Annotated in this window: 17 protein-coding genes; 5 read left to right on the top strand and 12 right to left on the bottom strand. The window is 46.0% G+C overall.

The genetic code is table 11. From position 1 onward, the window contains the following. Nucleotides 1–184: 184 nt before the first annotated feature. Complete coding sequence (gene larC2 / locus ACQCN2_RS19025) at nucleotides 185–1,153, bottom strand: nickel pincer cofactor biosynthesis protein LarC2 (protein ID WP_426930530.1); 969 nt, start codon at nucleotides 1,151–1,153, stop codon at nucleotides 185–187. Nucleotides 1,154–1,372: 219 nt separating this feature from the next. Here larC2 and ACQCN2_RS19020 point away from each other — a divergent pair, with 219 nt between their 5' ends. Next, a complete protein-coding gene (locus ACQCN2_RS19020; protein WP_426930694.1) occupies nucleotides 1,373–2,311 on the top strand; it encodes a M23 family metallopeptidase in 939 nt (312 codons plus the stop codon). 309 nt (nucleotides 2,312–2,620) lie between these two features. Here the strand turns inward: ACQCN2_RS19020 and ACQCN2_RS19015 are convergent, their stop codons facing one another. After that, nucleotides 2,621–4,870, bottom strand: coding sequence for a PAS domain S-box protein (locus tag ACQCN2_RS19015; protein WP_426930529.1), 2,250 nt, complete (start codon nucleotides 4,868–4,870; stop codon nucleotides 2,621–2,623). A gap of 336 nt (nucleotides 4,871–5,206) precedes the next feature. Between ACQCN2_RS19015 and ACQCN2_RS19010 the strand changes: the two genes are divergently transcribed. The 3 genes from ACQCN2_RS19010 to pdxR are packed head-to-tail and all read left to right on the top strand — an operon-like array spanning nucleotide 5,207 to nucleotide 9,383. After that, nucleotides 5,207–6,304 carry an SDR family oxidoreductase gene (locus ACQCN2_RS19010; protein ID WP_426930528.1) on the top strand — a complete coding sequence of 366 codons (1,098 nt, stop codon included), beginning with the start codon at nucleotides 5,207–5,209 and terminating at the stop codon, nucleotides 6,302–6,304. Nucleotides 6,305–6,319: 15 nt separating this feature from the next. Further along, the gene (locus ACQCN2_RS19005) at nucleotides 6,320–7,870 is read left to right on the top strand and encodes an aldehyde dehydrogenase family protein (RefSeq protein WP_426930527.1); all 1,551 of its coding nucleotides are present in this window, start codon (nucleotides 6,320–6,322) and stop codon (nucleotides 7,868–7,870) included. 55 nt (nucleotides 7,871–7,925) lie between these two features. After that, nucleotides 7,926–9,383 carry a MocR-like pyridoxine biosynthesis transcription factor PdxR gene (gene pdxR, locus ACQCN2_RS19000; protein WP_426930526.1) on the top strand — a complete coding sequence of 486 codons (1,458 nt, stop codon included), beginning with the start codon at nucleotides 7,926–7,928 and terminating at the stop codon, nucleotides 9,381–9,383. 310 nt (nucleotides 9,384–9,693) lie between these two features. Here pdxR and ACQCN2_RS18995 read toward each other — a convergent pair whose 3' ends face one another. The 10 genes from ACQCN2_RS18995 to ACQCN2_RS18950 form a co-directional block, all read right to left on the bottom strand. Continuing rightward, the gene (locus tag ACQCN2_RS18995; RefSeq protein ID WP_426930525.1) at nucleotides 9,694–9,789 is read right to left on the bottom strand and encodes a YjcZ family sporulation protein; all 96 of its coding nucleotides are present in this window, start codon (nucleotides 9,787–9,789) and stop codon (nucleotides 9,694–9,696) included. A 114-nt stretch (nucleotides 9,790–9,903) separates the two neighbouring features. Further along, entirely contained in the window at nucleotides 9,904–10,590 is a 687-nt protein-coding gene (gene yunB, locus ACQCN2_RS18990) for a sporulation protein YunB (RefSeq protein WP_426930693.1), read from the bottom strand. Nucleotides 10,591–10,889: 299 nt separating this feature from the next. Continuing rightward, nucleotides 10,890–11,663, bottom strand: a complete 774-nt coding sequence (locus ACQCN2_RS18985; RefSeq protein ID WP_426930524.1) for an SDR family NAD(P)-dependent oxidoreductase — start codon at nucleotides 11,661–11,663, stop codon at nucleotides 10,890–10,892. Between the two features lie 272 nt (nucleotides 11,664–11,935). Then, complete coding sequence (locus ACQCN2_RS18980) at nucleotides 11,936–12,862, bottom strand: c-type cytochrome (RefSeq protein WP_426930523.1); 927 nt, start codon at nucleotides 12,860–12,862, stop codon at nucleotides 11,936–11,938. A 169-nt stretch (nucleotides 12,863–13,031) separates the two neighbouring features. Continuing rightward, nucleotides 13,032–14,396: a sigma-54-dependent transcriptional regulator gene (locus ACQCN2_RS18975; protein WP_426930522.1), complete on the bottom strand. Its 1,365-nt coding sequence runs from the start codon at nucleotides 14,394–14,396 to the stop codon at nucleotides 13,032–13,034. Next, nucleotides 14,386–16,563, bottom strand: coding sequence for a sensor histidine kinase (locus tag ACQCN2_RS18970; RefSeq protein WP_426930521.1), 2,178 nt, complete (start codon nucleotides 16,561–16,563; stop codon nucleotides 14,386–14,388). The genes ACQCN2_RS18975 and ACQCN2_RS18970 overlap by 11 nt, the downstream gene beginning before the upstream one ends. Continuing rightward, complete coding sequence (locus ACQCN2_RS18965) at nucleotides 16,560–17,561, bottom strand: ABC transporter substrate-binding protein (RefSeq protein WP_426930520.1); 1,002 nt, start codon at nucleotides 17,559–17,561, stop codon at nucleotides 16,560–16,562. The genes ACQCN2_RS18970 and ACQCN2_RS18965 overlap by 4 nt, the downstream gene beginning before the upstream one ends. Before the next feature lie 149 nt (nucleotides 17,562–17,710). After that, nucleotides 17,711–17,911, bottom strand: coding sequence for a cold-shock protein (locus tag ACQCN2_RS18960; RefSeq protein ID WP_426930519.1), 201 nt, complete (start codon nucleotides 17,909–17,911; stop codon nucleotides 17,711–17,713). A gap of 80 nt (nucleotides 17,912–17,991) precedes the next feature. Further along, on the bottom strand, nucleotides 17,992–18,522 hold the full coding sequence (locus ACQCN2_RS18955) for a DinB family protein (RefSeq protein WP_426930518.1): 531 nt from the start codon (nucleotides 18,520–18,522) through the stop codon (nucleotides 17,992–17,994). Between the two features lie 75 nt (nucleotides 18,523–18,597). Beyond that, nucleotides 18,598–19,551 (bottom strand): helix-turn-helix transcriptional regulator, encoded by a 954-nt coding sequence (locus tag ACQCN2_RS18950; protein WP_426930517.1) that lies wholly within the window; start codon nucleotides 19,549–19,551, stop codon nucleotides 18,598–18,600. A 163-nt stretch (nucleotides 19,552–19,714) separates the two neighbouring features. Between ACQCN2_RS18950 and ACQCN2_RS18945 the strand changes: the two genes are divergently transcribed. Beyond that, entirely contained in the window at nucleotides 19,715–20,437 is a 723-nt protein-coding gene (locus ACQCN2_RS18945) for a DsbA family oxidoreductase (RefSeq protein ID WP_426930516.1), read from the top strand. The last annotated feature ends 66 nt before the right edge of the window (nucleotides 20,438–20,503 follow it).

Here is a 20,503-nt window from a genome sequence, read left to right as displayed (position 1 = left end):
TTCGTCACTCCAGCTCATTTTAAGCGAAACAAAGCGTAGAGAACGTAGGAAGGAAAAGAGTCGGCATTCTTTACTCCAGTGAGAAACGTAGTGATTTTCTTGTCGACTCCCTTCCGAAGTGAACAGAGCGGACAGCAGACGCTACATGTGAGCTTAAACAGAGCGTAAAGTGACGAAGTCTTTTCTACAACCTCTCTGGCGTCTCCTCGCTAGCCACTTGAATCGCCGCCTGGTACACCTTTTTCAGCGGAACTCCTTCTCTTGCGGCAATCTGGGCACATTCGTCATACTCGGGTGCGACCTGTACGCGCTCGCCCGACAGATAACCTAACTTGACGGAGACCTCCCCCCAAGGGGTTGCGGCCGTATGAAAACGTCTGGCCAATCGATGACAGGTCACGGGAAAATAACGAAGACCGAATGTGGTCGTCTCCGTAAACAACGTATGCTTGACCATGTCCAACAAGCTTTGGTAACAAAGGACTTGCAGCATATTGGCTTGTCTGCCCTTTTTCATCGTCACAGGAAGGAGGTTTACGTCATTAGCACCGATCCTGAAGAGCTTCTCCATGACATATCCTAGCCATTCAGGCGTTGAGTCGTCGATATTCGCTTGAACCAGCACCATGGACTCATCAAGATGCTCGTTTTGATGCTGATGTTGTTCTTTTGTCAGTGTTTGTGGTTTTTCTTCTGCCGTCAACCGCATCAAGGCCATCCCTTTATCCACGACGACCATTTCAACCGTTGCCGGAAACGGATTCAAACTGCTGGCATTCACCTTTTTCAGCCAGATAAGGGCTAAAGGCGACAAGACGAACGACTCCGCGGAAGGCTCGATCGTCAACCCCTGCAGAAGATGCAACCATTCTACCGGAAACTGCCCAGGAACCTTAAGTGGAGCCAAATAGATTTTATCCGATCCGCCAATCATCCGCGAAAGCTCAACGAAAGCTTGCCTCTCTTCCTCCCACCAATCCTCATTCATCCAATGATCAAGCATTTTCGATTTGGATAGGTCTTCCCAAGAGAAATCTTCATCCTGAAACGGATTCTCCCAAACTGTTGGCATATCCACGTCTGTTAATTGCCGAAAAAGAGATCGTATATCTCTTAACGAGAACGATTGATTGGCTTGTATGTAATAAATCAATTTTTTCCCTCCCTTAATCTCTTCACTTTTGTACTGACAATATCTTTCCAGTGTAAAACTCAATCTCTACGGCAAAAATACGAAAAGTTGACCTGTATTTGGAGGAGATGCTTTTTGCGACGAATAGCGTTGCTGGCCAGTGTCATACTCCCGTTATTTTGGAGTGGGACGATCATAGAAGCCGCCAAAACCCCATACCAACAACTGATCTCATATTCTGTGTCTAAGACAGTGAAACCAGCTAAAAAAGCCAATCCTACATTAACAGCTCGCATTCAATTGTTTCAGCAAATGGAGGCCTTGTACGGCATTCCATGGACTTATCTTGCCGCTATTGATCAATACGAGCGAACAATAAAAAAGCGCGGAAGCAAAACATCAAAAGCAAAGAGTGATCGACTCACCGCAATCTCTATCCCGCCTGCTATGTGGTCAGGTTCTCTCAATCCGGAAGAGGATGATCAGGACGAGTCGTCCATCTTTTTCTTTGGAGGAATGGGTAAAGACGGTACTGGAGATGGCAAAGCAGATCCATCGAATGATCTTGATGCCTTGCACAGTATCATTCATTACCTGACAGACTATGGATTTTCCACTGAAGATTTCTCGATTGCGCTTTGGAATTATTATAAACGAGATCGAGCCGTTCAAACGATCAAACAGTTCGCTAAAATATATGACAAGTATCAGGAGCTTGACCTTGTAAAGCACAGCTTTCCTATCCCTAAAAGATACGACTATAGCTACAATAATACTTGGGGAGAAGCACGGGGTTGGGGTGGAATACGAATTCATGAGGGAACAGACATTTTTGCTGATTACGGCACCCCTGTGTTAAGTACCAGTTACGGAATCGTTGAGATCATCGGCTGGAACCGCTTTGGAGGATGGCGGGTTGGCATTCGCGACCTGGATAATATCTATCATTATTTTGCCCACCTGTCTTCTTTTAAAAAAGGACTGAAGTCGGGCGATATCGTTGAACCCGGGCAAGTGATTGGCTATGTAGGCAGCTCAGGCTATGGAAGACCAGGCACTTCAGGCAAATTCCCCCCACATCTGCATTATGGTATGTATCGGGACACTGGTTCTGACGAATGGTCCTTCAATCCCTACAGTTATCTGATTCAGTGGGAGCGTCAAAGTTCCGGCAAATAAGGTTAGAAAAGACTTCGTCCCTTTTCGCTCTGTGGAAGTTCGCAATGATGTTGAAAAGTCCGCTCTCTCAATCCGAAAGGAAGTCGCCAAACGCTTCGCGCCCTTCGGGTTGAATGACGACTTTTTTCCCTTTCTCCTTTCCTTCGCTAAGTTTCACTTCCAAGGAGACTGCAAGTGGACGAAATCTTTTCTTAAGCGGGCTTACGCGAAAGGAAGGAATGTTTAATTACTGTACCTCTGTAAAGCAATTAAACATTCCGATATTATGACAAAGAGCCGCACTCGATTAGTAACGGCTCTTTTCTAATTTTACAGTGTTGCTTTTCCAATCCTTACCCTATTTCTTCCCTCGTTCTTGGCCTGATAGAGCGCGTTGTCCGCCCAACGAATGAGTTCACTTAATTCGGATTCTTTGGATGGGACGATACTTGCCACACCCAAACTCACGGTTACATGATCAGCGACGCTTGAGCCTTCATGCGGAATCATCAAGGAATCAATCGATTGCCTGATTAGCTCGGCAACCATCTCTCCACCCTCTTCGTTCGTGTCAGGAAGAATGACCACAAACTCCTCTCCTCCATATCGGCAAACCACATCGGAAGAGCGCCGTAGCGTATTTTTAATCGTTTGTGCTACATGTTTTAAACAATCATCTCCGTTTTGGTGTCCGTACGTATCGTTGTACGCCTTGAAGTGATCAATATCGACCATGACGACGGATAACGAGGAGGCGTTCCGGTAGGCTCTCTGCCATTCTTGACTGACCGTATGATCAAAATAGCGACGATTGGCCACCTGTGTAAGCCCATCAATCGTGGACAGCTTCTTCAACAGCTCATTCGCTTCTTTCAATTTTTGTTCGGCCTCTTTACGCTCAGTTATATTCCTGGACACAGCGATGATTTTAGTGGCCTTATCATTCACATGTTGGAGTAATCGAATCGAGGATTCAAACCAGATATATTCCCCATTTCGTTGACGGGCACGATACGTTGTGACGCTGTGACCTTGTTTAAAAAGCTCCGTTTGGTGAGTCATGACAGAGTCCACGTCGTCAGCATGAATAAAATCGTAGACGGTGTGTTTCAGTAGTTCTTCCGGCTCATACTGCAGAATCTCACGACAAACTGGGGAAACATACAGATAAGAACCGCGCTCGTCATGCATACTGATCAAATCGGATGAGTTTTCCGCAATCAGGCGAAATCTTTCTTCACTTTCAATCAGCGCGCTCTCCATTTCTTTTCGAAGGGAAATGTCCCGAAAAATCACCATCGCGGAAGGATTCCCATCATAAAGCACATAAGAGACAGAAGCTTCGACATGAATGACTTTCCCATCTCTTCGACGATATTTCCTCTCCACTAAATGAATCGATTCCTTCTGTTCGTAAATTCTATGGCTCTGTTCAAGAACAATCGGCATGGATTCCTGCACGACAAGTTCCTCAATGGGTAGGCCAATGAACTCCTCACGACGAGTCCCCCCAAATAATTTCACACCAAACTCATTGATGAAGATGATCTTCCCCTCGGAGTGAACCAGAATACCATCGGGTGACAGAGTCGCAAGCGTCTTATATTTCTGTTTGCTTTCGAACATCTCCTCCTCCGCAATCTTCCGAGCATTGATATCCATCAATGTTCCAGATACCCCAGTTATTTGACCGTCGTGATCAGTCGTTAGCTGTGCGTAAATTTCCACCCATTTATAGCTTCCGTCCTTATGTAACAATCTGATTTCATGGCGGCAATACTCAATTTCCCGTTTAATTAATGCCGAACATTTTTGCTGATTGAGTGCCAATTCATCGGGATGAATCTGAGACATCCAACTTTTCCCGATGCTTTCTTGAATAGAAAACCCCGTAATTTCTTCCCATGCCGGGTTGAGAAATGTCCATCTGCCCTCAATATCCATTTGAAAAATTACTTCTTTTACATGATGCACAACGGTTTGATATTTTTCTGTAACATGCTTCAGTTCATTCACGGACTCATTGGAGCGGAGCACATATCGCGCGACGTGATAAGCGATGGCGCAGCCAATCAAGGAGAAGGTGTAGTGGTATTTCAATATGCCGACAAAAAGATCCCAATTATGTAGATTGATAGCAAAAGCGATCGAGATACATCCCAGGCTGACGATGTTCATCCAGAACGCTTTTTGATGGTCTGCAAGGCGAAACGTGGACAGCCAGCCGCAAAAAATCCCGGCTAGGAGCATATTAATTGCAGCCACTACAGCTTGTTGGCTCCATCCAAAAAAGACGACTCTCCCCAGCGCAATGATCAAAGCAGAGATTAACGCTGCTTCCATCCCTCCAAAAACGGCGGCAATCACCGTCGCAATATGTCTTAGGTCCGCAATCGTGGAGTTCGTAATATGAATGGAAAATGTCATTAAGATTAAGCCTAGTATTCCAAGCGATACTCCCCATAAGCTTCTTACCTTGACTGGAGAATCGGCACGCACAAGGTGTCTTTTAAAAAGTTGACCCAATATCGTAAACATCGAAATCAATATCGTAGCATTAAATAAAAAGTCTTTAATCATAATGTGTTGCCTCCACTTCATTCGAAACCAGGAGACTGCCAAGCCTTTTTGTGACAGAAGATCCATAGTTTTGATACGCAGGACTATTATACTATTTTTCAAAATAAAAAATAGTCAATTTGTAGTGTTTTTTCACAAAACCGTAATACTTTTCAAATTTCACTTCATTATAATTTGGATCGCTGGGGAGAAGGAGTGTCTAAACTAACAATTCCGTTTACTCATATAGCCTCAATTGTAATAGGATCTTCCACAGAATTGACGCATGAACAATAGGTGGTATGATAATTGTTAGAAAATTCTACCTGTTAATAACAGATTCGGAGGGTTCATGCGATGGGGAATGTCTACTTTTTCACTGGATTTCCTGGATTTATAGCAAACGCCTTAATTCGGCAGTTTATTCGGAGCGGCTACCCAATGGAGCATTGCTATTTGCTTGTCCTTCCATCCATGCGATCCAAGGCACAGCAGGAAGTCGCCAGCATATGCTCAAATGAGGCGATTACGCAAGATCGATTCACCATTCTTACAGGAGATATTACGAAGCCCAATCTAGGTCTAGGTGACGAAATCCGATCAAACCTAGCCCCTTCCATCACACATGTCTTTCATCTCGCCGCAATTTACGATTTGGCTGTCCCAAAGGATATTGCCTATGCGGTTAATGTTAAGGGAACGAGGCATGTGAATCAATGGATCGGTACACTTACACAGTTGAAGCGCTATGTTTACTTCAGTACAGCCTATGTCTCGGGTACTCGCGAAGGTCGCATCTATGAGACTGAGCTTGTGATGAATCAATCCTTTAAGAACCATTATGAACAGACCAAATATGAAGCCGAGCTCCTCGTGCAAGAGATCATGCCGCAAATTCCCACAACAATCATCCGCCCCGGAATTGTCAAAGGCTATTCCCAGACAGGCGAGACGATAAAATTTGACGGACCTTATTTTATTCTGAACTTTTTTGATCGGCTTCAATTTCTCCCGTTGATTCCCTATCTCGGCAGTGGATCTGCCCAAGGAAACTTTGTCCCCGTGGATTATATTATTGAGGCTACCGCCTACCTTGGTCATGCGGAAATCGGTATCGGGAAAACGTACCATTTGACCGACCCCGCTCCCTATCAGATTCATGAGCTGTATGCTATGCTATGTGAAGCGTTAACCGGACGCAGACCTCGTGGGAGAGTCCCTTTGTCTTGGGCAAAGGCGGCCCTTTCCATACCGCAAGTACGTAAATGGCTTCGGGTAGAAAAGGAAGCAATGGATTACTTCACCTGCCAGTCTATCTACGATAATTCGCAAACCGTTCAGGATTTACGAGACTCTGGCATTCGTTGTCCAGATTTTGCGGTTGGAATTCCCTCGATGGTTGCCTATTTTCATGCGCACAAACACGATACAAGCAAACAATTACACATCCGATAATAGCGAGGTGTTCGTATGCAACAGCCGACTGTTAACCATAAATGGCAAGTGACATGTCCTGCCACCCTGCAAGTCATCGCGGAAATAGAGGAAACGCCTATTGAAGCGGTACCGGAGATGTTCGCTCAAGCACGTGAAGCGTTTGGAAGCTGGTCAGCTCTTTCCTTGCGCGAGCGCATCCACTATCTTCGCCGACTCCGATTATACATGGCGGATCATATGGAAGAGATTGTTCAAACCATCTCCAATGACACAGGCAAAGTAAAAGTTGACGCTTTGGTAGCCGACATCCTGCCCATTCTTGACGCTCTTGAACATATAGAAAAGCATGCGCCACGAATCCTGATGAAGCAGAAACAATCGACGCCGATCCTGCTCATCGGAAAAAGCTCCTACATTGAATACATGCCAAGAGGCGTCGTCCTGGTCATCTCTCCGTGGAACTATCCCCTGCACTTGGCGATGATGCCGATCATCAGTGCTTTGGTGAGCGGTAACACGGTGATTTTGAAGCCTTCCGAAATCACTCCGCTGGTAGGCCTACTTGTACAGCAATTGTTTGAGCGGGTCGGTTTCCCCAATGGCGTCGTGCAAGTGGCTCACGGCGGCAAAGAGCTAGGCGCAGCTCTTACTCAAGGCAAGCCCGATTATATCTTCTTTACCGGCTCTGTGCGCACCGGACAAATCATTCAAGCGCAAGCGGCCAAAGACTTGATTCCGACTACCCTGGAGCTTGGCGGCAAAGACCCGATGATTGTGTTCGCCGACGCCAATTTGAAACGCGCGGTGAAAGGAGCTTTGTGGGGAGCTTTTACGAATAGCGGTCAAGTCTGTATGTCAACGGAGCGTCTGTATGTGGAGCGGTCGATCTATGACCGTTTTGTCAGCAGGCTGATAGATGAAGTCAATCAGTTGAACCAGGGTTTTGGCCCAGATGATGATGTAGGATCGATGACCTCCCCCGCTCAACTGCTGATCATTAAAGAACAGCTGGAAGAAGCTTTAGCGCTTGGGGCCGAGCTTCGGACGGGTAGTGCACCAGCCGAATGGAAGACGGATCAAGGATTGTTCCTGCCTCCTACGGTTTTAACCAATGTGAAACAATCGATGAAGGTAGTACAGGAAGAGTCATTTGGACCGCTTCTCCCTGTCATCCCATTCGATACGGAAGAGGAGGCCATTGCGCTGGCCAATGATTCTGTTTACGGGTTGAACGCAAGCGTCTGGAGTGGTGACTTAACCAAAGCCAAACGAGTTTCCTCCCGCTTGGTTAGTGGCGCCGTCGCCATTAATGATGTACTCGTCACGGTTGCCAACCACAATCTTCCGTTTGGCGGCGCGAAGCAAAGCGGTATTGGGCGATATCACGGGGAGGGTGGATTGCGAATCTTTTGCCATGAAAAAGCGGTCGTTATTGACCCGGGAACCAAACGCTCGGAAGTTCACTGGTACCCATACAAAGGAAAATACCATCTACTGTACAACCTGATCTATAGCTATTACGGAAAAACCAGAAACTGGTTCACTTTTGCCAAAACGTATCTCAAGCTTCTGCGGAAGTCATAATTGATTGCCCCCCTGTTCTGTTGTTTCGTGAGGCCAAGATCCGAGGAGTGTGGATATGCTCGAAATTACACCCAACATTACAGATAATCAGACCATTCCCTTCTATCAGCAGCTTTATCAATATATACGGGATGAAATCCATTCAGGCCGATTCAGTCCCGGCACTCGTATGCCCTCGGTTCGCGACTGCGCCAAAAACCTTCACCTCAGCCGCAATACGATTGAATCCGCCTACCAACAGCTACTGGCCGAGGGGTATCTTGTCAGCCGCCCCCGGCAAGGACTTTTTGTCTCCATGCTCGATCAGGAATTTGTAAGCATGCCTGTAAAGAATTCCAGCGGTTCATGCTCTACTTCTCCTATCCGCTCTTCTGCCCCGATTTCGGGGGAACCGTCTTCTGAGATGATCCATTACGATTTTCGCAACGGCGACGTAGATTTCAACCATTTCCCACTCGAGATTTGGCGCAGACTTTCGAATCAAAGCTTAGCGGAGGAATCAAGCGAGCTTTTTCACTATGGAGATTTCCAAGGAGATTGGGAATTGCGTCAGGAGATCGCAAAGTACTTGCATCAATCCAGAGGTGTGAACTGTTCCCCCGAGCAAATCGTTCTTGGCGCCGGGATACAATATCTGTTGGGCATTCTCTGTCTGCTGGTCGGGCCAGAGTTTCGCGATATTGCCGTGGAAGATCCAGGTTATTTGGGTGCAAAGACCATTTTTCGCAACCATGGATGTGATCTTCATCCCGTGTCGCTGCAAGAAGACGGGTTAGACCTGGAGCAGTTGTCCGCAAGCGCGGCACGGCTTGTCTACATAACCCCCTCCCATCAGTTCCCATGCGGCATGGTGTTGCCCATCGTCAAACGGCTAAAACTCCTGCAGTGGGCACAAGCAAACAACGGATTCATCATAGAAGATGACTACGACGGCGAGTTCCGTTACTACCAAAAGCCAATTCCCTCCTTACAAGGGCTGGATCGCTCAGATCGGGTGATCTATTTGGGGACGTTCTCCAAATCTCTTCTTCCCTCTATCCGCATGGGGTACATGATTCTGCCCCATCAACTGTTGGAACCGTTTTGCACGCGTTTTGCAGGGTATGAACAGAGTGTATCTCGCCTCCATCAACGTACCTTGCAGCTTTTTATGCAAAAAGGCTATTGGGCCCGTCACATACGAAAAATGCGGGTCATCTATCAAAAAAAGCAATCCGCCCTCGTCAACGCCATCCGCGAGTATTTGGATGAGCGCGTCCAACTTGTTGGCAGCGAGGCCGGACTTCATATTCTCCTGCAGGTGCGAAATGGCATGTCCGAAGCGAAGTTAATTGCCAAAGCAGCAAACCAACAGGTCAGAGTTTATCCGACATCTCACCTCTGGCTGCGGGATTCGCCTGAAGCAACCGCGTCTGGCCCCATCTCTGCCACGATATTGCTTGGCTATGGAGGAATGTCTGAGACCCAAATAAGAGAAGGCATACTTCGGTTGGCAAAGGCCTGGTTTGAATGAGAAAAGACTTCGTCCCTTTTCGCTCTGTGGAAGCTCGCAAGGATGCTAAAAGTCCGCTCTTTCAATCCGAAAGGAAGTCGCCAAACGCTTCGCGCCCTTCGGGTTGAGTGGCGCCTTTTATCCCTTTCTCCTTTCCTTCGCTAGGTGTCACTTCCAAGGAGACTGCAAGCGGACGAAGTCTTTTCTTTAGCGGGCTTACGCGTATGGTATGAAAGTCGAATCACTTTACCATTGTAAAGCGATCCGATTTTCCATTTTTGAATGAAAAAGAGGAGAACCATATCGGTCTCCTCTTGCTCTTGCCCAGCGATTAGTTAATACCAGCTCCGACGATAACCAACAAAATGAAAAGGACAAGAATCAACACAAATTCGTCTTCAAAACATCCGCTGAAAAAAGAACTCATAGGATACCCCTCCTTTATTAGGATTTACTGTATCTTATGCATTTTCTAATCAACCGGCTCTGGTCGTTTGTCCTTACTAGTTAAATAAGTCGTTTTTCCGTAAAACCTCATCGTTTATTTCGCCCCCGTATCGCCATTCGGTGCCGCGTCCTGCATTTTCGGTACCTCTGGCTTTCCGGCAGGATTGTTGTACAGATACTGAGGAACTTCGCCGACTATGAGCGAATGGGTGATCGGGATCTGGGTAACAACGGTTTTTTGGTCGGTATTAAACGGAATCACGATCCGCAAATCCACTTCAACGTATATGTAAACGGTCGCCAAAACCATGTTGATGCCCGCTTCCTTGAGATCTGTCTCCAGTCTTGTCTTGACCGACCCGATCGGCATGAAGGTGACCGGCAAATCAGGTCCCATCTGCGCCAGGAAGCTGTTCCCCGTCGCCAGACCTAAGGGAATGGTGCGCTCCACTTTTTCTTCCTCGAACTCTTTTAGTCGGTTTTGGATACGGGAGGTGGTTTCCCCCACAATCCGTGAATACTCCTTGAAATTGAAGTCCACCGCCTGAATCTTCCCGTTCTGATCCTTCTCCATGTGGACAATCTCGTTAAAGTCGACCCCTTGCTGGGCAATCCGCTTGGTGACAGCGTCGCTGATCGCTTGCTTGGCAAGCTGCTCAGCTTTTTGCGAGGCCAGGATCATCAAGGTTGGCTGCAACCGTTGCTCCAGCCAGAACAAGGATTGAAACGATAAAACAATCGTAATGACAAATGCGATCAAAAATGCCTTTGTCCGAGTCATCGGATTGCGAACTCGTCTGCGTGGGCGAAAGAAATGATTCGAATGTCGAACTCGTCTGCCAAAATGCAAGTTCATCGGAAAGCGAAATCGCCTTCGTGCGCGAAACACTGCCACCCGTCGCCACCTCCTGCCATAGTATAATCTTATGCGGGAGGCTGGGGAAATACGTGCAAAAGAAAAGCTCGCTTCTGATTTAAGTACAACGATTAAAACAAAAAACGAACCTCAAATTTTAGCGAGGCTCGTTTTTTTGTTTTATTGATAATCTGCGTTACAGTTAACCGTATCATCCGAACTTTTTAGTAATAAACGGTATTGCCAATGCCGCCGGTTACCGAAATGACATCGCCGTTAATTGATGCCGACAAAGGTGAAGCCAGGAAGGTAACGACATTAGCAATTTCCTCCGCTGTAATCAAGCGACCGAGCGAATTCATTGCCGCTAACTGGCGTAAAGCATCCTCATCAGTTACCCGTTCTCTAAATGCTTCCGTACTTACAATCCCTGGATAAACCGCATTGACGGTAATTCCGTGCTTCCCTAATTCCATTGATGCGGATTTTGTTAAATGGACGACAGATGCATTACGCGGACCGGAACTAAAATAATTACCGCCTATTCTGGCTGCCAGGCCGCTTATATTAATGATACGTCCCCAATTATTTTTTATCATATAAGGTGCTACAGCACGGATACTGCGAAAATAGCCCAAATACTTTTCTTCAAAATCTTTCAGAATTAGTTCCTCTTTAATGCTGTTAAAATCCTCTGGCACTTGACCGCCAACACGGGCCCCGCTGTTGATTAGAATATCAATACTCCCCATCGCCCTAGCTGAATTTTCGACTAAATTTAGGATAGAATCAGGATTCGTGGTATCTGCCACAATTGGATAGATATTTCTTTTTGTTTCCTGAGCCAATTCCTCTGCAGCGATTTTTAGCGAGGATTCGTTTCTTGAACAAATCGTACAGTCTACACCTTCCAAAGCCATTTGGCGGGCAATCGCTTTACCAATGCCACGGCTTCCTCCTACAATAAGTGCTTTTTTTCTAGATAACTTTAAGTCCATAGCTGCAACCTCCTGGTTTAAATGAACATGATATGCGAAAAAGTCGATAGTAAATTTGGTTATTTATATACAATACTTAAATTGCTAACGGCGCACAACATGGCGTTACATGCTTATCGAAACTAGATAACTGCTGATCGAGTAAGTTTAATATAATTACCTCCTGCCCTACTACAATCTTATGCGGGTACTCGACTTCACTAGATAAGTATTTTTATACGCAAAAAAACCGATCATCCCTAAGGCTGATCGGCCTCTTAATTACTTATTGCTTATTTTTTGCTGCTTTTCAATTCGTAAGGCACATCTTTTGGCGCTCCTCCATTTGGCCAGTCATCTGCCTTCTTGGCAAAGTCTGGACGCTTTTGAGAAAGGATATACGCTGCCAAATCCGCAGCCTGTTGGTCGGTTAACGTACCTTGCTTGATTCCACCCATTTCACCAAGTGGCATATTCCGTTGGATATACCCTGCAGCGGTAGAGATTCTGCCCATTCCGGCACCAATATTAAAGGAATTGTCTCCCCATAGTGCTGGTCCGGTGGTAGGGCCTGTACCGGATCCATCCGTACCATGGCAGGCTATGCAGGATTGTTGGTACATCTTCTCGCCATTCGCAACATTAGGCGTAGGAACGTCTTTCATCGAATTCTTCTTGACCCATGGTCTTTCTTTAATGCCAACTGGCACGTCTTTCGAGATATAACTTAAATAAGCGACCATTGCGCGCATTTCATCACTGTTATAAGGAAGTGGTTTTCCGTTCATACTTCTTGAGAAACAGCCGTTAATTCGATCCTCAATTGTCATTACTTTTCCAGCTCTTGGATTATACTGTGGATACACTGCTGTTACGCCAGTCAATGGGGAAGTAGTATCTACACCGGCACTTCCATGACAGCTTGAGCAAGACAATTTGTTGCCTACATTTTGCGGCAGCATGACACTTGTCTCATTCATAATCTTATGGCCTTTTTTAATGGATTCGCCCAAAGGCCCTTCTGGAACAGCATCCATGCTTGGCGGCTTATAATCTGTAAGTGCTTGTGCTTTCGAATCTGCCGCAGTTGCTTCAGTCTTTGCTGCGTCTTTGGAAACCGGAGTTGTCGCCGCCTTGTCGGAAGCACACCCGCCAACAAACAGAGCGGTCGCAACTAAGCAAATCAAGACATGGCTTTTGCTAAGTTTTCTCAGTCTCATTTTCCTCTCTCCTTCTTCAACCTTCTTTCCTCACACTTTTAGTAATTTGCAATTATGATGCCAACTATTTTTCTTGGGATAATTCCCTTTGAATTCTCCACTCTGTAAGTAGAAGCCAACAAATAGGGTCAGAAAAAACCATGACAAAATGTCATGATCAGACATTTTGTCATGGTTTAATCGCATACTCCTCAATTTTTCGATAAAGGTTTCGCACACTAATCCCTAGCTTTTCAGCCGCTTTTGTTTTATTCCAATCCGTGATTTGCAATGCGCGAGTAATGTGGAGCTTTTCCAGATCTTTAAGTGGCTCGATCTGTTCCTCTCCCTCTATTGCTGAATGTGCAGGAGGGTTCACTTCTTCTACATTAGTGAAAGAATGGTTCGGAAAAAGGTCTGAAGGTGAAATGTGCTGCCCTAAAGATAGTACAGCTCCCCGTTCCACAATATGGGCCAACTCTCGCACATTCCCGGGGTAATGATACTGCATCAAAGCTTCCGCTGCCTCTTTGGTTAGATTCTTGGAAATATGATTACGGTGGAGACGATGGAGGAAAAAATTCGCCAGTGGCAAGATATCCTCTCGTCTCTGCCGAAGTGGCGGTATCTCCAGATCCACAACCTTCAGCCGATAATACAAATCAGATCGAAAGCTCCCGTCCTCCACCTTTTGTTCCAGATTCATATTGGTTGCGGCAATAATTCGGGTATCCACCCTTTTTAAGGTGTTCCCCCCTACCCTGCGATACTCTCCGCTTTCCAAGAAACGCAACAGCTTAACTTGAAGCGGATACGGCATATCGCCTACCTCGTCAAGAAACAGCGTTCCTTTATCCGCCATTTCAACAAGCCCCTGTTTCTGCTGGATGGCGCCTGTAAATGCTCCCTTTTCGTGACCGAACAATTCACTTTCCAGTACCGACTCTGGGATAGCCCCCATATTGATTGGGATGAACGGCTTATCATGACGTAAACTTTTTTCCCAGATATAATGAGCAAATACTTCCTTCCCCGTCCCGCTCTCTCCAGTGAGGAGCACAGAATAGGAAGTTTGCGCGATCCGCTCCGCTGTTGAAACCAATGCTTTCATCACAGGACTTTCAGCTACAAAGGTTCCTTCAGCACAGCTCTCTTGTTTGGATTGTTGTCCCTCTTCTTCCGTATGTTGTTGATCCAGTGCCTTCAAAATAAGCGAATCCAAGTCTTTCAGCTGATACGGCTTGGTCAAATAATCATAGGCCCCCATTTTGATCGCTTCAATCGCCGTTTCAATTGTTCCATGCGCTGTCAGGACAATCACTTGAATAAAAGGATGCGTCTCTTTGCAGATTTGAAGAAAGGTCATCCCGTCCATCCGGGGCATTTTCAAATCAAGAAGCACCAATTGAACCGAGGATTGTTTAATATACTCCAACGCCTCTAGTCCGTCACCCGCTTCATAAACCGTGTATCCTTTACGTGTTAAACGGGAAGAGAGAAGCTTCCGATACTCTGGTTCGTCGTCAACAACCAAAATATGTTGATTATAATTCATATTGTGTCTCTCCTTTCGCACATGGAAGTCGAATCGTTACCGTCGTACTTGTTCCCACCTGGCTTGTAATCTGTATGTCGCCGCCAAATCTCTTGATAATTCCATAACAGACGGACAGCCCAAGTCCTGTTCCCTTGCCAGCTGGTTTGGTGGTAAAGAAGGGGTCAAATATTTTCGAAAGATGGTCTGGACGTATTCCTGATCCGCTATCAACCATTTCGATCACCAATTCCTGCTCGGTGGGATTGTACGTGTTCACTTGAATCACCCCATGTTCCTCCATCGCGTCAAGCGCATTGGTCAAAACATTGAGAAACACTTGTTGAAGTTCGCTTGCTGTGGCGTTCACGTAATATTCCTTTGCTTCGTAATTTTTGATGATCTGAATCTGCTTTTTCCTTATTTCGTACTGAATCAGCATAAGGATTTCGTCTATACTACTGTGAGTATGGATAAGTTCAAAGGTAATCGAGGATTTTCTTGAAAATTGAAGTAACCCTGAGGTTATCCCCTTACAACGCACAATTTGCTTTTGAATGGTATCCAAATACTTTTCAACATCACCGCTTGTAGCCAAGGTTATAAAATCTTCCTCACTCATCCGCTCCTTTAAATCTTCACTGTAAACGGACAAGATTCCCAATGGGTTGTTAATTTCATGAGCAATCCCTGATGCAAGCATACCGATTGCCGCCAGTTTGTCTGCTTGTACGACCGCCGATTCCATCTCTCGTTTTTCGGTAATATCTTCGATGACTTCAAGAAAAGGAGACGTGACCTTTTCAGGATAGAGTCTGAATATCTGGTGACGAAAATATCGCAGCTTCCCTTGTGGATCAACTCGTGAAGAAAGCATTTCTCTTTGATTTTCTTTTACCATGATCTCTGTATGTACGGGGCAATTCTCACAACAATCACAGTGCCCTCCGAGTGCTTCTTTGCAGTGCTGCCCTACGATAAAGTCACCCTGAAACCATTCCTTGATGGTGCGATTCACCCATCCTACTCGGAAATTCTCGTCTACCAAAATAAGCCCCATGCCCATTCCGCTTACCACCATGTCAAGCCGCTGCTTTTCTTCCAACAATTCATTCGTCTTGCGTTGCAGCTTTTGAGCCATGCCATTGACGGATTCCGCCAACCGTCCAATTTCATCTGATGTCGATACACGTATGCGAAAGGAGAAGTTCCCCTCGGAGATTTCCCTTACGCCTGAAGCAATCTTCTCGATTGGTCCGCTAAAAACAAGCGCAAAAACAATACTGGTAGCGGACACAAGCAACACAATAAGCAGTGTGGATAACACCAGATTCCACTTGATTTGCTGTAAGGATGCGAATGCGACCTTTTCTGATTGCTCTAAAACAACAATCCACCGTGTACTTGGCACCCGTAACGCGTATCCAATTATCGGATCTCCATTCTTGTCCTCATCCATTACAGTAACAGGGATTCCGCTAGTAACAGAAATTTGCTTGTACTGATGAAAAGATCTTCCGATTAATTCCATTGTTTGAGGAGTACCGATCAAGTTCCCTTTCTCATCAAGCAGAAACATCGTAGCTTCTTTGCTGATCCGGGAATGTGTGAAAATCTGGTCAAACATCTGTCTCAAGTTGATTTGAACCAGAATGCCGCCACTCGCCCCAGCCATATCGTTCATGGGAACAGCAAGGGTGACGATCATTTTTCCGTCCACATTGGGGATAACTGAGCTTAGATACGTCCTTCCCTGACGAATTTGCTCAAGGAGGTTTTTGTCTTTTTCGAGATTCAGCTCTCCCTTCTCTACAATGCTCCAGCGGTTGACGGAATATTGTTCTTCTCCTGTATGGGTGAAGCGGGAGATACTCTCAACATACGGAACATTCTTCATAAACGAGTGAAACAGATAGTACAAATCAACATCATTCGTCCTGTTAACAGCGAGCGAATCTCTCAAAACGAACAGGGATTGAAAGGTCTGTGAAATCTGACTCTCCAGCTGAACCACACTATTCTGAATGGACGCTCGATTGGCGGAGTGAACCTGTTCCACCAGTTTTTCTTTGCTGATTTCCATATTAATTAAACCGAGAATGACAAACGGGGCGATCGACATAAATAAGCCAAACAACAGAATTTTGGTTCTCAAACGGCTTAAGGCTTTTTGCATAAAGTTTCTCATCGCACAGCAACTCCATATTGTTGATGGACAATAACAGCCTGTTGCTGTGAAAGACGAATCCCGAGCTTCTCTAATGTCTGTTCATTGACCGACAAGTTCACATTGTCCGGAAGCTCCACCGGCAAATCTTTAACGGGAGATCCATTAAGAATTTTCGCGACAAGTGTAGCGCTTTGTTTCCCTTGCTCATAAAAGGATAGGCCATAAGCAGCGAACAATCCACGCTTCACTTGCTCCGGATAGGCGCCAATCACGAATAGCTTCTGTTCAATGAACAACGGCAATGAGGCTACGATCGCGTCTTCCAAAAGTAAGCTCGGCAAGGGAAATAACGCTTGATATTGGGTCGGCTTGGTCTTGCGAATCAAATCGGACAGCTCTTCTGGTGAAGCGATTGGTTGCACATCAATCTGCAAATGAAGCTCTGAGGCAACTCTCTGGGCTTCTTTAATCGCTAACTCCGTCATGGGCGCATTCTTGTCGGCAACCACCAGAATTCGTTTGGTTGAGGGGCAAATGTGTTGGAGAAGCTCCATTCTTTTGCCGATCAGCTTCATCTGTCCATTATCAATTCCCGTAATCAAATCTTGCGGTTGGATTAATCCCCATTCATTGGGTGACGCGATTCCGATAAAGACGATGGGAATATTTTTTATTACTTTTTTGGTGGAAATCGTCTCCCATGCGCCAGTCGTCACGATTACATCCGGTTTTCGGTTTTTTAATTCAAGCAACCGCTTCTCGATGTATGTCTCGTTCCGACTGCCTTCCAAATCAACCGTAAAATACTCGAGTCCCTTTTTCTCCTGAAGACCGAGCTTTTGTATTCCTTCTTTGAGTCCCACTATCTTTTCATTTCGATCTTTGTTCGCAATCACGATACCAATTCGGTATGGTTCGGGCTGTTTTTGATTATTCATTACAATAAAAGCGAAAATGACTGAGACCATTCCCAGACAAATTCCAATGAACCCTAGCAAGTGAAGTTGTCTTTTCATTACGGAACACACCACCTAAATTCCATTATCCGAATTATTACCATCAGAATGGTGTGAGAAAAGTCACTTTGGATGCGTTATCCAAGAATGTTCATAGGAAAGGCACAAAAAAACAGACCCCCGCAGGAGCCTGTTTATCGGTTCATCCATTATACTTTGCGAACGTTAGTCGCCTGAGGGCCGCGTTGACCATTTTCGACGTCGAAGGTAACCGCTTGCCCTTCCTCCAAGCTTTTGAAACCTTCACCTTGAATGGCTGAGAAATGGACAAATACATCATCTGCACCTTCACGCTCAATAAATCCGAAGCCTTTTTCACTGTTGAACCATTTTACTTTACCGTGTTCCAATTTTTTTGCCTCCTAATAAATAACCCTACATGGAATTGCAATTGAGATTGCTCCCTTATTTTGGCCAAACAATCTTTTTTCTAAACCTTTTTTTCTGTTAAACGTTTCTTTTGATGAAGATGATGACGATAATGCATTTCGATCAGGGCAAACCATTCCTGAGCATTCAAACCACCGAATCTCGGATGATCGACGGTATGTTCGGTAGGGATCTCATGAAGAATCGGTTCGATCTCTCTCATGCGTTGAAGCACAGTCTGAAGCCCCTCGATGATCTGCTCTTTACTCTCTGGCTGCTGAGGAGTATATTGCGCGGATGGTGGAACCTGAATACGAATGGCTGGGAACCCTCCTTGCGCAAAAACGGCCATGCCCGCTTCAGATTTGGCTCCTGCTTGTTCTTGTGCGGACTCTTTCATCGTACGGCACTGGTCTATATTGCGAAGCTGCATGTAAAGCGCAGTTTGAATAAGATGTATGTACATTTGACCGAGCGACCATTCCTCTTCAGTTGGCTTCTCGAGCAGCTGCTCTATACTGAACTGATTCAATTCCTCCAGGTAGTGATTCGCGAGCTCTTCAAAACGCTGTAAAGTTTCGGTTGTATTCATCTTGGATAACCCCTTTCAAATCGGATAAGGTCATGATACAACAGCGCTCCTGACAGCATTATGTCAGTAGTTTTTTTATTCGGATTGATAAATGTTTAACATTTTTTGCGCTTCCCGCTGAACCAGTTGTCTGAGAGATTCCGGTTCAAGCACAGTTAGACCGGCTCCCCATCCGAGCACCCACTGAAGCACTTCTTCGGGCTTGCGGACACGCAGGGTGACAAGCAGGCCATCTGGATGTTCCTCTGTTTCTTCTAGGAAAAAGAAATTAGATTCCTTCACTTTATCGGCGATGCTTGGTTCCACACGGAGACGAACGAGTGTAGTCCGGTCATCTAAAGGGCGATAGTCTTGCAGGTTGAAATCACTTGGGGGCGCAAACCTGTCTTCCAGAATGGTCAGTTCACTCATGCGAGAAAGGCGAAAATGACGAATATCTTGCCTCAGCTCACAATGGGCGATGAGTGTCCATGCCCCATTCACATGAACCAGTCCGTAGGGGGCAACGCTTCTGCTGCTTAGTCGATTCCCATCGGCTTCCGGCGAGCTTTTCACATAATGGAACGAGACCTTATAGCCATCTAAAATTGCGTGACGAAGGGTTTCAATCAATTCCTTTTCCTGTCCGTTATGCCCTCCATTCGCAATAAGCAGCTTGATCGTCGTACGTACTCGTGATGTTTCTTTACGAACGTTTTCAGGTAGAATCGCCTCGATTTTCCCTCGGGCGGCCTGTGCTTGGGAGCCATAGCTTCTATCGAATTTCTGCTCAACAAAATCTGAACCGATCAAGAGCGTCACAGCTTCTTCCACCGTGAAGCTCACGGGTGGCAAAAAATAGCCGTCCATCAAGGAATATCCGACACCCGGTGCGCCAACAACGGGAACTCCCGCTTCACTTAGCGCTTGTATATCACGGTAAATCGTCCGAACACTCGTCTCAAACCTAGCGGCCAAATCTTCCGCCCGAAGCTTCCCCTGCCGCTGCAGTTCCAGCACGATGGCCAATAAACGGTCGGTTTTGTTCATGACGACTCATCCACTCCTGACAGAATAGGAATAATAGCTTCATCCCTTGATTCGACGAAGGGTTTGACATTCCTTTCCGCTGAAACTATAATGATTATAATAATGTAAGTTACTTTAAAAAAGTCAGCATAAAAAAACACTTAATCTCAGGAGGTTATGATAGATGAAAGTTGAAATCTGGTCTGATTTTGCTTGCCCATTCTGCTATATTGGCAAACGACGCTTCGAGGCTGCATTGGAGCAATTCCCTCACAAAGAAGCGATTGAGGTAGTCTACCGCAGTTTTGAGCTTGATCCATATGCGGCGCGTGATGTCGACTATGACGTGCACGATATGGTTTCATCGAAGTACGGCATGACCCGCCAACAGGCCCTCGAAATGAATCAGAATATCGCCCTGCAGGCAAAAGCGGTTGGTCTTGATTTTCAGTTTGATACCACAATTCTCACCAATACGTTCGATGCGCACCGCCTGGCCCAATATGCCGCCACCAAAGGCAAAGCTCGTGAGATGACCGAGTTGCTTCTGAAGGGGTATTTTACCGACTCGAAGCACTTGAGTGACCATGAAACGCTGACAGCTTTGGCCGCTGAAGCTGGTCTAGACCCTAATGAAGCGGCTGGTATCCTGAACACAGAAGAATATGCGGAAAATGTCCGCGCTGATGAGGCCCAAGCAGCTGAGCTTGGCATCCGAGGAGTTCCGTTCTTTGTCGTCGACCGCAAATATGCCATCTCTGGCGCACAACCTGTGGAAGCGTTCCTGGAAACCCTTCAAAAAGCCTGGGACGAACATCAGCCGTTGACCATTTTGCACGCGTCAAACAATGATTCAATCGATGCGGCATGCATAGACGGGGTATGTACTCCTCCCGCGAAAAAATAAAAGTAACATATTTCACCCTGCTTCTATTTCCTAGTGGCAGGGTTTTTATCTTACTGCCACTTATTG

The organism is Brevibacillus ginsengisoli (assembly GCF_050113715.1).
Classification (GTDB): Bacteria; Bacillota; Bacilli; order Brevibacillales; family Brevibacillaceae; genus Brevibacillus_H; species Brevibacillus_H ginsengisoli.
Note: the sequence above shows the minus strand (reverse complement) of the source record. Positions and strands in the feature narration are given on the sequence as shown.